This is a genomic window from Pseudomonas sp. R2-60-08W, assembly GCF_003852335.1.
GTDB lineage: Bacteria > Pseudomonadota > Gammaproteobacteria > Pseudomonadales > Pseudomonadaceae > Aquipseudomonas.
The window spans coordinates 228,543-240,629 of sequence record NZ_CP027731.1 but is presented as its reverse complement, the minus strand read 5'-3'; the positions used below and the strand labels follow the sequence as shown (position 1 = coordinate 240,629).

Below are 12,087 nucleotides of genomic sequence, written 5' to 3'. Positions count from 1 at the left end.
TCGCCAGCCGTTCAACCATCCTTATAAACCGCAATGCCAAGAGACAATACAGATGAACACTATCCAAGAACTGAAAGACCGCCGCGACAAAATGACCCTCGAAATGGAGAGCATTCAGCGCGATCTCGCGCCTTTGGAAGTAGCACTAGATAGCCCTGAGGTGATCCAGCAGCGCCGACAAAAGGCTGTGCAGGATGAAATCAACGATCACAAAAGACGCATCGACTCGCGGGAGCTTGAAATCCACCTCCTGAATCAAAAGATAGATCGCCTTGAGGCACTGACAAACCGTGAAAGCTTGGCTGCGGGCTACATCAGCGCCATGGCGACCTGGAAAGCCGACGAGATGGAACTCAACGAAAAGCGCAACAGCATTGAGACACGGTTGCAGCAGGTCCGCCAGAGCGATCAGGAAGACATGGCAAAAGCTCGACAAGCTGAAACGGACGCAGCCACCGCTTATGCACAGGCTGTCGCTTGGGGCGATGTAGAGGGCGAGAAAGCAGCCAACGCCGAAGCTCAAAAGGCAGCAAAAAACCTCACGGCCGCGGTTGAGCATCACCGCCGCCAACAACTGCTCATCACCGCGCTGGAGCAGGAGCTCGTGACGATTGATCTGCACATCACAGAAGCACAAAAAGAACGCGCCAAGATCGAGAACAGCGCGGCTCACCTGGCGAACACTGTGCTGGAAGAACAATGGAATGAGGCCGCGGAAGCACTGCTGGAGACCGGCGGCAAGCTGTGGGCTGCACGCAACCTGATTAGTCGGGACCCGGTTGCATTGATGAAGCTAGATATTCCCGAACAGGGCGAGCGCTTTGGAAGCTGGACCTGGCAAGAACTTGCAGATCGCTCTCGCCAACACAGCCTGATTGATCTATTGGCCGCTTAAATTAAACCTTCCCCGAAGCAGCCTGCGAGAAACAGGTTGTTTCGGGCATACCACGGTCCCTCCATGAACAAACCACCACAGAACAGCGCAAAGATGCCTGATTACCTAAAGGCCCGAAAGCTTCATTTGAACGGGATAATGGCCGTCATGGCCGATATGAAAAAACTGGATGCAAGAGCAAAAAAAGCCACTAAAGTCGAAACGCTCACAATTGATGCAATCAAGGCAGAGCTCGATTTCATCGACCTTCAGCTCAAAAGAAAGAGCAGCTGATGAAGAAGCGGAAGTCTGAGCAGCTTCCGCTTCACTAGATCCTATCCTTAGAGGCAAGGGTTCAGAACTTTTCGGCTTCTGGTCTATAACGACCTTAGGCTTACGACCACTTTCGGCCGATTCTGTTGAAAAAGTCGGCTTGCCCAAACGGCTCAAATATTGATGGATGAAAACACCTTTTTTGCACGCTGCTACGCGAAATCCGAGTCAGGCAGCCTCTGCTGAAGGTAAGGATTTCAATCTCAGACGCGTACTTTTCAGCAATGGGAACCAGGCCGGACTTTTTCAACACAATGGGCCAAAAGTAGGCATTCGAACCAGTAGCGGTTCGAGAGGTGAGGATGACTACGAAACTAGGAGAGACTCACTTCATCTGAAGTTGGCAGGCTTGATATCGTTCAGGGTGAAGCTGATGTGATACTCAAAAAGCGAAACGTTTGGCACCGCGACAACGGCATGTTTAAGGTTGACGCTAATATCCTTTGCGACAATGACCCCTTTGACCTTCGTTCCTTCCGCTTTATTCGTAATCAGCCAGCCCATGTAGCGGCTGATCTGTCCAATAGCTTTGTCCGCCACTCGCCCACGTTTCAGCTCAAAGACTACATACGCGCCATCGCTATCTGTAGCCAAAATGTCTATAGGCCCAACCCCTGTTGGGTACTCAATACCGTCCCGGCCTTGGTCATCTACATATAGCCGCAGTGCCTTACCATCAACCTTGATCGACTCGATGTTATGGGCTATGAAGTCTCGTAGCTGGTACTCAAGCTCAAAAACTGTTTCACGATCGCTGTCTGGCGTATCCAGGTCGTTTAAGTCAGAATCTTTTTCGCCAAGCGTTTCTAAGGCTGACTGGGTGGTGCCGGGTTTGAAGAAACGCACCTGTGAGTCGGTTTCCTCGACTGCCCATCCAAGCCGGTCAAATCCCCGCCGCAAAGCCTGTGAATTTGCTTCGTTGGGATTTAAGGCTGGTGCTTCGGTCGGATTGGCCCTGCACCAGTTCTTCATAGGGTGAAACTCAACGGTTCCTTCTGCGTTTACTTCTACAACGAGATACTGCTTTGGCGAACGCATGGGCTTCCCTGCTGATTGTGTGTATCAATGCTCGCGAATCTGTCATGGCGAGTTACTTTATGGAGCCTTTGAATTGCCCCGGACTAATTGATTCGCCTACGGAACCAGATCGTTTTCATTAGGTAGAGATTTGTAAATAACGCACTGCAATAAAATTTGGCGAAGAATTTCTGCTGACTCGTCGACAGCACCTCTTATATTTCCTTTCATTTTGGATCCATGTACAGCGGCAGAGCGAATGTTGTAGAGCTTTTTGATAGTTTCAAATGTGTCCTTGCGCTTGATGGGATCTTCATGATGCAAAAAACGGGCGATATATAAACTAATCCGGAATCGGATCTCAGAGCTTGCGCCAAAAATCCCCTCTATACCTGCCCACAGTACTGCGAGCTTTATCCTAGGCATCGAGTGCCACCGATATGAAGCGAGGCAATGTATAGCAGTTTGAAAACGATCATCACTAAGAAGTTCCCTTGCACTTGCGAAATGGGCTCTGATCCATACCAGCTCTTCAGGTGAGAGCTTATGTGGATTGTCGGAAGTTAGTCCTCGCATGTGATAGCTAGTTGCGTGTAAGTGACTGGCTTCATGGATTTCGGATGCTGTAGTGTCTGATTGGAGGTTAAAGCCAATCTCTGTGTGAAATACTGCGCTAAGTATGAGGACGTCCCATGCGGAGTTCCAGGCGCGGATAGCCAACTCATCCTGTGTGTTAGCGGTCACTTTCAGTTGCGCTGAAATCCGCGGTATGTATGCTGCTACAACGGCGATATCATCTGGTCTTCTGCAAGTAGCAATTGCTGTATGAAAATTCAAGTGAGAGGCGTCTGCAGGTTGCAGACAAATGTTATCATCGAGCTGCACTTCGTCAGGTACGACTATTCCGTTTAGAAGCATATAGGTGGTACTTCCACTTCCTATTACTTGCATCAGTACTCCTTAGTTTCAGAGGAAGTCAGTCTTGTAATTTTTCAGATGTTCATGGATGGAACTCGACGGGCAAAGCCGGGTGTGTCTATCAGTGAGTAATCATCTGGCATATTGTCGACTCCTGTCGAGAAAAAAACCAAGCATAGCAGCGGCGGTGGTGAAGTGGTTTAGGGTAAAATTTGGGCAGATTGAACACCGCCATAGACCGCAGGACGCTATTAGCAAAGGACGAATATACCGGATTTTCTGGCCTTGAGCGGGCTGTAGGGATGTCTGAAGGGGTTCGAATCCCTAGCGTTGAATTGGTTTCCCTATGACCGCATTCGGCCCAAAGCTGCCCTTCGCCACGCGGCTGAAATCGGGAGCATCGCGTTAAGGCAGAACGGCTCCGTCAGTCAAAGTAGATCCCTTTCGGGAAACGAACCGCTCTATTTAAGCTAGGATGCGTTCGCGACTTATCAGCTTGCGCTTGCAGGTATGTTCTAAGTCGGCGACGCTCATTTGGCTCACGTAAGTCTCAGGTCAGGTTGTCAGGCGTGTTTAAAACATTTAGCGAATTTCTCGGCTTATCCTAGTGAACTCGTTACGTCTGCCTGGACTGCTTCATCTTTCTGGCATTCATCAAACAAAAATAAATTAAGGCCCTCGCGAGATGATTTTCTAAGCTGCAATCCGTGGAATTGCCAGCCACAAGTTGATGATATCCAGATTACGACTAATTAAATACAGACACTACCTACAGTAGTGACAGCGGGTGAGTTTTCGATTCAAAAAAATAAAGATCTTTATCCGTTCCAGCAAAATACGCTACGACGTAACTAGCGAAGGAGAGCTTGTCCTCAACTCTCAGTCCAGAATAAACGCTAATTGCGATCTTTTTCAGGGGGGAAGCTTTAAGCGCTTTTAATATATGCTCGTCGTATTCTCTATCAAGACCATGACCAAAAATCACTATATTGTTTTTACATTTAAGAAAACTCTCATAGCAAAAATTAAGGTAGTAGTTGCTTCTGATTTTTCTCAGCTTGATATCTGAGTTGCCTTCTGATATAAAAAGCGGAGTATTACCCATCCCAGGTGAGCCTATCACGTCGGACAAAGTATTGCTGCCCCCCATAGTTACTTTGTAGACGGTACCTTCAGGGCTTGACTTCAAATGAACCGCGCCATGTAGATAATATATCGGGGTCTTTCCACCCCACACCTCAGCGTTTGCCAGATTAAACTCGCAACCCACATGCCAAAAGAAGTCACAAAATCCGGAGAACGAAACATCTACCATAGACCAGTATGGAATGAGATCATAATTTGTTGTGTATACCTCTTCATAAGCCCCCAAGATCTTTGCAATTCTTGTGACTGGTACTTCCGAATAGGATACATGAGACGACTGAACCGCTTCGATTAGGGATTTTTGAACATTGAAATAAAGTTGCTTTATCGCTTCTAGGTTATAGAAATTTACTAAGTAAGCGTGATAAATAACCTTAAGCACCTCTTCGAAATTTGATGTTCCAATCTTCGTTTCACTGAATAACGATCTGGCGTGGGGATACATCGCAATGCCTAGAGCATCGACCTGACTCAGCAAGGATTCATATCTGAATTTACCGCTAATACCGATGCTAAAACCGTTACCCAAAAGCAAGGTCTTCCACCCGAGCGTTTCTATATCTGACCATTTCCCAATCATTCCGGATACCCTCGAGTTAAAGTCCTTAAAAACATCACATCCATACAAGTCAACTTAAACAGGCTAAAAAAAGTCGTGTATTTAGTCTGGAATAGGTAATTAGCTTAAATTATCCACAGGCATCTAGCAATAAGACTAAGGTTTTCGTGCGAGCCAAAGCCTCAACGTGTATTTGGCACATAACCGGCCCCTTTTAAGGGGCCGGATCTAATTAACGCTAGCCTTCGAGCTGCGATTGTGGAGGTTCATAACCTAGTCCGACAAAGTAAAAGTCATAATCTAAGCAAGCTTGCTCTAATCGAAGGAAGTTAGCCGGTTGCACCCGAAGCAATGGATAATCAGAAAATCGGTTTGGAGCTTGCCCGACATAACGCGACGTCCTGTCGAAGCTTATGAGCTTAAAAAAGAACTTCACGCCCAATTCCTTGACCTCCACAGAGTAAGTGCGAGCACTAACTCTGACGAGTTTAAGGATAACAGTGTTCTTTTTTAATTGAGCAGGAAATTGAAATGAATCCGAAACAGTCCCGCTTAAACTGGAAGCCTCGACACAGAACATTCCTGGCGCGTAATAATCAGTAGGGAGTTCGGCAGCATACACGAAATTTGCTGAATCACCGGGCGGATGGCACAGGTAGTGAACCTTCATACTAGGCTCCGAGCACACGAAACTCCATTCAAAATATCTACACCAAATTTAGATTCATATTTATACTGATCTGCTTCAACCCTTGTCGTTCCAACTATGGGCGACCATAGCACGTCATAGCCATGGGTATAAGTTCTAGTGGCATTCATCACCTTGATCTCCTTCCGGAGAGCTAGTGCATCTGTGCGCGAGAGTAGTTCTATGGATAAAGTGTTAAATTCCGGATCTGGTATTTCAATTTTGACAACGGCTGAGTTTTTGCCGTGGCGATTATGAGCCCAAGCCTTTGCAACCCAAAGCAAATCACCGAGATAGAAACCTTGCCCCAACTCACCTCCTCCGAGCGTATGGTCAATTTTTCCCAATTGTATGTCAGTCGCAATTATGGTGGATGTTCCATGGTATTTAGATATATATGACATGACGATTAATTATCAGTAGGCACACATGGCGCCTTTAAACGCGCCGCGTGTGAGATCACAGTGCGAATTGATTGCAACTTACTTTGCTTAGTCGAGGGAAGGGGTAGATGCATGGCTTGAATGTACCGTCCTTGTAATTGGCCTAGAGTTACTGTGTTTACGCTTGCGAAGGCTAACCCCAAAGGGAGCTTCCCACAATCCTCGTGGCGCTTATCAAGAGCGATTGACCAATGTTGGTTGATCTTCGCGGGCACTGATCGGCCGCTTTGGATCGGTAGCTGCCCTTCGTGACAGACAGCAACCGGCCAAAAGCGGACGTTCACTATTTAAGAAATCTGGGGCGATTCAAACGGCCGATTGTAGTCATTGGTTGCTCCACGATTCTCTACTGGTCAATGCTTTACTGGCGAATCAGCGTTGGGGCAGCCACGGGGCGGCGTAGTATCATCCTAATGCGTACCTACCGACGCCCTCGGAGCCAATTCACATGGACATGATCCGGTTCAACGATTTTTACCTACGCCTTTACAGAGCCAACCTTGAGCAAGATGGTGAGGCCTTGCTGGGCGAGTTCTATGCCCTCTGGCGCGAGGCGGAAACCTCCGGAGTTGAGGCCGATACCCTGGTAGATGAAGCAAAGGACTGCCTCCATCGGGTTGCGTCTACTCACTTGTTTGTCCTGGCTGCCTGCGAATGGATCGGTGACAAAGGCCACCACAAGCTGAGCAAAGCGTTGGTGCACGAGGTCAGCGTCCAGTACCTCCAACATCCCACGTTGGTGAGGTTCACGCTGTCCGGAGCCACAGAGGCATCCACCAGCGCTGTGGCCCGCAGATTGTGTGCCCTGAACGTTTCTGTACCAGTATCACTTGGCTGGGTGTTGAGCATGAACGAAGACCTACCCCCAAGCCCTCTGATTTCTGCAACGACCTGTGTGGTCATCGATTTTTTGGCGACAGAGTACCCAGCCACCTGCAAACGTCTCCTTGAAGCAGATCCCTCACCGCTTGCTCAGTCAACTCCCGCCAAGCACCTGGGCGAAAGGCTGTCCGCCGAAAGCTGCGCCTTGGACGCCCTGCCCCACCTCACTGAGCTACAGATGTCATCGGAAATGCGGCGGAGCTTCAGCTACCTTCGCCGGAATGAGAATCGGGCGGTGGCGGAGAAGGCTCACGGCGGATCCCTGTTCGAAATGTTCATGACCGCGCAGCATTTCAAGTATTCCAACCAAGTATCAGTGGAATATCAGAACGATCACGAGACCGTCGAGGCGATGATCCCCATGTTCACGCAGGAAATGAGTATTGAATTGCCTCAGACCTGGATTGCCGACCCGTTGCTATATGACCAGAAGATCATGAGCCTATGGAAGGAAGCTGACCAATGAGCATCCAACTGGTTCTATCACACTACCTTTCGGGGCTTCGCGAGCGCGATGAGCTGGATGCACTCCTTCCAGAGCTTCTCCAAGCGATGGGTCATTCGGTGCACAGCCGTGCCCAGATTGGCGTGAATCAGGGTGGTGTCGACGTTATGTCCACCAAGGAGGATGCTCAGGGGCAAACGGAAGTTTTCCTGTTCATCATCAAATTTGGCAATGTGAACCGGAACGACTTCTATGGCACTCAGCAGGCGATTTCGCCCTCCATCCGCCAAGCGTACACCGAGTACGTCCGGAATAGGCTGCAAGAGCCTCTGCGGGGCCTAAAAAAGCGAATCGTCCTGGTTTCAAACGGCATCCTCAAGCAAGACGCACAGTCAGATTACTCGGCAATCTCGAAGGAGGTGGTCGAATTCTCTCCTCTATGCTCGCTGGATTTCTGGGGCATGGATCAGTTGAGTCCCTACATCGAGGAGTACCTCTTTGACGATGCCTTGCTGCTCGGGAAAGGCAAATCCGACCTGAGGGCAGCCTTGACCGGGCTTGAGGATACGCAGGCTTCATTCTCCAGGTTCGTTCGGTTTGTTGATGACTGCATGGCCGCACTTGAGGATGACAAAGACGTATCAGAAAATACGCGCGCGAACCGCTTCCACAAACGAGCAGCGGCGGCGGGCATGGGGTGGGCTGTGCTTCTCGTCTGGGGCGAAAGTGAGGGGAATCAGAAACCAGGCGTGCTCGCAGGTGAGTACCTTTTGCTACGCCTCTGGAGCGAATCGATAACGCTTGGCCTGCAGACCGACACTCAGTTCCTCAAACGTTTCGAAACGCTTGCTCGGCTCCATGCGAACGCCTTGTTACGGTACTACGAGCGCGTGATGCCGTCGCTCCTGAACCGCAGACGCATGCTCCGCTACCGCCCCGATCAGGTGCTCTACATCGACTTGATTTGCGATGAGCTTGGCCGGTTGGGCACCACACTGCTGTTGCTTCAGTCCCTGAAGGTCGATACCGCAACTCTCCGAGCCATGCACGGCTGCCTGGTGTCCTTCATCAACGCGCACAACGGATGCTTGCTACCCGTCTATGACGGACAAGCCATTGACCTTTCGATAGCCATGACCGCGATCATGGCCGTGGGTGATACAGCCAGCACCCAACTCATGGTGCGTGAGTGCATTGATCGCTTTGATGCCGCTCTGCATCGGAACAGGATCATGCCGGTGGATACCGATGATCTTGAAGATGCCATGGCCCTGTTCTCCGGGAAAGAAACCCAAAGAGGTCGATTCTTCAAAACCACGACTTTGGTGCCGCTCCTGGGAACCATGGCTGCTTTGCTGGGCGACCAGGAGGCCCTCGATCAATTGACTGGGGAGATTGTTCCAAATCTTGAAGGGGTAACCAAGGAAAGGTGGTTCCCCAAAAAGGCACTGCAGATGCTGACGGGTTCCGATGCATATGTGAATGCCATTGGCATATCACGTGCCCTGACTGGCTTTCGGCCGACGCCAGATGATGAGGTTGAGGCTTCTGTGAAGGTGCCGAGCCAGGCCGCCTCCCCAGAGGATTTCGCTTGGCACAACACCACCTGGGAAGTGCTGATTGCGATCTCAGCTAGATTGCACCGCCATCCTTTGCCTACCTGGTACGTTGCAAAGCTTGCCAAATTACATCCGGCGCTTTGACCGCACTCACCTGATCAACCTGACCCTCGTCATCGATGAAGAGGGCTCGGGCACTACCAGACGAGCCTAGAGCTAGACAATTTATAGGATGGGTACATGTCTATTCCAATGAGGTTGCCCACCTATTCCAGTGTGAACCGTCCCTAGTTTTAGAGACCGTCCACTTCTGGCCGGTAGCGGCCCTTCTACGCGAAGGGATCTAGTCTGATGACAATCGCCTTAATTATCATAAACCGCTCCTCGCAGAGCTGTTATTGAGGTAACACCCATTTGCCATGTAACACGTCTATCGGGAAACAAAACACGGCTGTGTAACGCCATATAAACTCTTTAAAATCAAACAATTAAAATAATATGTAACGCGCGTAACACCCGTAACACGGTTTTATTAAGGTATCCCCCTAGCCCCATTAGTATTGCTCCTTCAGCGAAGGAAGATCGATCATGCTCTTGGCCTTGGTTAAATCACGGGCGGCCCTTCGCATGTTGGTTTGGCACGGTGTAGGAAACACGCGTGATCGTGTCAGCGGAAAGGTGCCCAGCTTAGTGAACAGGTGAACCGGGTGAACTGCTGTTCACCAGTGCATTTGCCCAATGAATCGGAAAGCCGCTGGGGACCCTGGGCATTTCGGATAGACACGGGGTAAAGAACCCGCGCGTTCGTGTTAGCGGATGGATTTTTTAAGTTGGTTGACAGGTTGACGTGGTTGACACCCATCACCATGGTTGACGCCATGCAGGTGTTCACTATCAGCAACAGATACAGCCACCTTTACCAAAGCTGTAACGATGGCCCTTTTTCTTCAAGATCCTTTCAATTTCAACGATTGAAATTTCAGTAACTTCCGGCACCTCCCACTAACTCGATCCCGCGGGTTTCATGCCCCGTGTTGAGGCAAAACTACCAGGGTCCCCAGCGCCTATTTGGAGTTCAAGATTGAGTGATTTCGAAAATCAAACCCGGGTAAGGCCCCCTCTAAATAACGGATGGTACGATCTTCCAAAAGAGCTTTGGCAGAAGGCAGCAAAGCTTGAACCTCGCCAAGGGTGGGAGCTCGCTCCAACCGTTTCTTGGTCAACAGGCCCATTAGCTCTTTACGAAGCTCGCTAGCTGCCTTTTTAGGTTCAATCCTCGCGTATACCGACGCTCCTACCAGAAAGCTCGGAAAGGTTTTTTGATAGATCTCAATGAGCTCCCCCCACCGCGAATCATGAAACTCTTTCCCCACCAGATCTTTGACCATTCTATTCGCCTGCCTACGCTTCTCTTGGAGAGCATCCGAATCGGCGTAGCTGTCGGTCAGCGCCTTCTGGTCCAGGTCTTCTAGATGTTGCCAAAAATCACTAATCGCCGTGATGACCTCTTGTGCCTGAGCGATTAGCAAGGCGTCGTTCGTGATGATCCCAACGTCCAACGCAAGATGAGCAGCCCCATGAGCGATATTCTCGCTCTCGTAATCATCTTTCTTGCGACCTTTGAATGCGGCGAATCTGATTTGCAAAGCTTGGCTTATTGCTTGGTTGGAATACATCGTCAATCACTCATGTCTTGGCTTCGCTGGCGGCGAAGAACGAACGTTTGCACCCCATCATCTGGTGGCGTTTTACCATGGGTAGGTACAGGAGAGGAGGGGCAGTAAGAAGCACTATGTATGCCTACGTGTATGCCTAACCGAATAAACAACCGGAAAACCCAGTAAACACAGGCATATGACAGCCCAGTTCAAACGACGCCGGGGCACCAGATACGAATGAAAAAGCCCCAGGCCGAAAGACCTGGGGCTTTTCCGTATATGCCAATTCAACGCTTCCGCAACGCCTCCAACCTCCCCGGCAAATCCTCCTCCGGAAAGCGCTTATGCAGAGCCAGCAGCTTCTCATCAGCCGCCTTGCTCTCTCCCGCCTCACGCAACTTCACGATGGCCTGCAGCTCCTGCTCCAAAAACGGCAATGCAACCGGCGCGGCCTTGCTGAGCTTTACCGCTGGCGGGGCCGCCAGTGCATCCGCAGTTTCAGCCTGAGCCGGCGCACTTTCAAGCCTGGGTGCCGCTGCCATTCGGGCCATTGGCGCGGGGGCGGAGAAGGCTTGCGGCGTTGGCTGGGCGGCTTCTTCGTGGCGCAGGGCGGAGAATGTCGCGGTGGAGATCTCGGGCTGCGGCACGGGGGAGTGCGTGAGCACGCCGATCATCAGCGCTAAACCTGCGACGGTGGCAAATGCCATTTGCCAGCGTGGGCGTTGGCAGGCGTGCAGCCAGCGCTGCCACAGGTTCGATTGTGGCGCCGGGGCTTCGCGGCGGGCGGTGTTGAGGATGAAGGCGTCGAGGGACGCGGGGGGTTCGCCGGTGCTGTGTTGACGGTAGTGCTGGAGCAGTTCGTCGTCTGGGGTGGGTCGAGTGTCAGTCATACAGTTACCTCGTCGGCCAGCAAGCGCCGCAATTTCTGCAGGGCGTAGCGCAGGCGGCTTTTTACGGTTTCCAGCGGGGCGCCGATGAGCGTGGCGATTTGCGGGACTTCAAGTTCGCCGTGCAGGCGCAGCAGGAAGACTTCGCGCTGGTCTTCGGGCAGGTCTTGCACGGCGGCGTCGAGGCGCGCCTGGTCGCGGCTCAGGCTCAGGTGTTGCTCGGGGCCGGCGCTGTGGTCGGCCTGGGCGTGCAGCTGCTCGTCGTAGCTGTCGTGCAACGGGTTGTGGATGCCGTGCTTGCGCCAGTGGTCGATCAGGCGGTTGCGCGCGATCTGGAACAGCCACGTACGAAAACTCGCCCGGCCCTGTGGCTGGGTGGTGCTGCGGATCAGGCTGAGCCAGGTGTCCTGGTAGATTTCCTCGGCCAGTTCGGGTTTGTTGCACAGGGACAGGAGGAAGCGGTACAGGCTTTGGCGGTGCCGGGCGTACAAGGCTTCGAAAGCAGCGGCGTCGCCGGTGCGGTAGCGGGCCAGCAGCGATTCGTCGCTGGGTGGATCGTCTGGGACGGCCATGTGCTGGGGTGAACTCCTTTTTGTCAGCCGAAGCAGGATTAATTGTGGGAGGGGGCTTGCTCCCGATGCGGTGGGTCAGATAGCACATTTGGTGCTGATGTACCGC

At 51.4% G+C, this 12,087-nt stretch carries 11 protein-coding genes; 4 read left to right on the top strand and 7 right to left on the bottom strand.

What is annotated here, in order from left to right:
* The first annotated feature begins 52 nt into the window (after positions 1-52).
* Positions 53-895: a chromosome segregation protein SMC gene (locus C4J90_RS00965; protein WP_124419001.1), complete on the top strand. Its 843-nt coding sequence runs from the start codon at positions 53-55 to the stop codon at positions 893-895.
* Positions 896-958: 63 nt separating this feature from the next.
* Positions 959-1,168: a hypothetical protein gene (locus C4J90_RS00960; protein ID WP_164488006.1), complete on the top strand. Its 210-nt coding sequence runs from the start codon at positions 959-961 to the stop codon at positions 1,166-1,168.
* 369 nt (positions 1,169-1,537) lie between these two features.
* Here C4J90_RS00960 and C4J90_RS00950 read toward each other — a convergent pair whose 3' ends face one another.
* The 4 genes from C4J90_RS00950 to C4J90_RS00935 all read right to left on the bottom strand — a co-directional run bounded on the left by C4J90_RS00950 (position 1,538) and on the right by C4J90_RS00935 (position 5,517).
* Positions 1,538-2,245, bottom strand: coding sequence for an endonuclease NucS domain-containing protein (locus C4J90_RS00950; protein ID WP_177413384.1), 708 nt, complete (start codon positions 2,243-2,245; stop codon positions 1,538-1,540).
* A gap of 96 nt (positions 2,246-2,341) precedes the next feature.
* The gene (locus tag C4J90_RS00945) at positions 2,342-3,175 is read right to left on the bottom strand and encodes a HEPN domain-containing protein (protein ID WP_124418999.1); all 834 of its coding nucleotides are present in this window, start codon (positions 3,173-3,175) and stop codon (positions 2,342-2,344) included.
* A gap of 736 nt (positions 3,176-3,911) precedes the next feature.
* Positions 3,912-4,868: a DUF4917 family protein gene (locus C4J90_RS00940; protein ID WP_124418998.1), complete on the bottom strand. Its 957-nt coding sequence runs from the start codon at positions 4,866-4,868 to the stop codon at positions 3,912-3,914.
* A 217-nt stretch (positions 4,869-5,085) separates the two neighbouring features.
* Complete coding sequence (locus C4J90_RS00935; protein WP_124418997.1) at positions 5,086-5,517, bottom strand: hypothetical protein; 432 nt, start codon at positions 5,515-5,517, stop codon at positions 5,086-5,088.
* A gap of 909 nt (positions 5,518-6,426) precedes the next feature.
* Between C4J90_RS00935 and C4J90_RS00930 the strand changes: the two genes are divergently transcribed.
* Together C4J90_RS00930 and C4J90_RS00925 are read left to right on the top strand one after the other, a co-directional pair.
* Positions 6,427-7,326 (top strand): hypothetical protein, encoded by a 900-nt coding sequence (locus C4J90_RS00930; protein ID WP_124418996.1) that lies wholly within the window; start codon positions 6,427-6,429, stop codon positions 7,324-7,326.
* The gene (locus tag C4J90_RS00925) at positions 7,323-9,008 is read left to right on the top strand and encodes a hypothetical protein (RefSeq protein ID WP_124418995.1); all 1,686 of its coding nucleotides are present in this window, start codon (positions 7,323-7,325) and stop codon (positions 9,006-9,008) included. The genes C4J90_RS00930 and C4J90_RS00925 overlap by 4 nt, the downstream gene beginning before the upstream one ends.
* Positions 9,009-9,928: 920 nt before the next feature.
* Here C4J90_RS00925 and C4J90_RS00920 read toward each other — a convergent pair.
* The 3 genes from C4J90_RS00920 to C4J90_RS00910 all read right to left on the bottom strand — a co-directional run bounded on the left by C4J90_RS00920 (position 9,929) and on the right by C4J90_RS00910 (position 11,981).
* Positions 9,929-10,540, bottom strand: coding sequence for a hypothetical protein (locus C4J90_RS00920; protein ID WP_124418994.1), 612 nt, complete (start codon positions 10,538-10,540; stop codon positions 9,929-9,931).
* A 269-nt stretch (positions 10,541-10,809) separates the two neighbouring features.
* Positions 10,810-11,412 (bottom strand): hypothetical protein, encoded by a 603-nt coding sequence (locus tag C4J90_RS00915; protein ID WP_124418993.1) that lies wholly within the window; start codon positions 11,410-11,412, stop codon positions 10,810-10,812.
* Positions 11,409-11,981 carry an RNA polymerase sigma factor gene (locus tag C4J90_RS00910; RefSeq protein WP_124418992.1) on the bottom strand — a complete coding sequence of 191 codons (573 nt, stop codon included), beginning with the start codon at positions 11,979-11,981 and terminating at the stop codon, positions 11,409-11,411. Before C4J90_RS00910 ends, C4J90_RS00915 begins: the two co-directional genes overlap by 4 nt.
* Positions 11,982-12,087 lie beyond the last annotated feature (106 nt).

What these genes read in the sequence shown, in the direction of transcription:
- C4J90_RS00965 (WP_124419001.1), top strand. Translation starts at nt 53, where the DNA reads ATGAACACTATCCAAGAACTGAAAGACCGCCGCGACAAAATGACCCTC.
- C4J90_RS00960 (WP_164488006.1), top strand. Translation starts at nt 959, where the DNA reads ATGAACAAACCACCACAGAACAGCGCAAAGATGCCTGATTACCTAAAG.
- C4J90_RS00950 (WP_177413384.1), bottom strand. Translation starts at nt 2,245, where the DNA reads ATGCGTTCGCCAAAGCAGTATCTCGTTGTAGAAGTAAACGCAGAAGGA.
- C4J90_RS00945 (WP_124418999.1), bottom strand. Translation starts at nt 3,175, where the DNA reads ATGCAAGTAATAGGAAGTGGAAGTACCACCTATATGCTTCTAAACGGA.
- C4J90_RS00940 (WP_124418998.1), bottom strand. Translation starts at nt 4,868, where the DNA reads ATGATTGGGAAATGGTCAGATATAGAAACGCTCGGGTGGAAGACCTTG.
- C4J90_RS00935 (WP_124418997.1), bottom strand. Translation starts at nt 5,517, where the DNA reads ATGAAGGTTCACTACCTGTGCCATCCGCCCGGTGATTCAGCAAATTTC.
- C4J90_RS00930 (WP_124418996.1), top strand. Translation starts at nt 6,427, where the DNA reads ATGGACATGATCCGGTTCAACGATTTTTACCTACGCCTTTACAGAGCC.
- C4J90_RS00925 (WP_124418995.1), top strand. Translation starts at nt 7,323, where the DNA reads ATGAGCATCCAACTGGTTCTATCACACTACCTTTCGGGGCTTCGCGAG.
- C4J90_RS00920 (WP_124418994.1), bottom strand. Translation starts at nt 10,540, where the DNA reads ATGTATTCCAACCAAGCAATAAGCCAAGCTTTGCAAATCAGATTCGCC.
- C4J90_RS00915 (WP_124418993.1), bottom strand. Translation starts at nt 11,412, where the DNA reads ATGACTGACACTCGACCCACCCCAGACGACGAACTGCTCCAGCACTAC.
- C4J90_RS00910 (WP_124418992.1), bottom strand. Translation starts at nt 11,981, where the DNA reads ATGGCCGTCCCAGACGATCCACCCAGCGACGAATCGCTGCTGGCCCGC.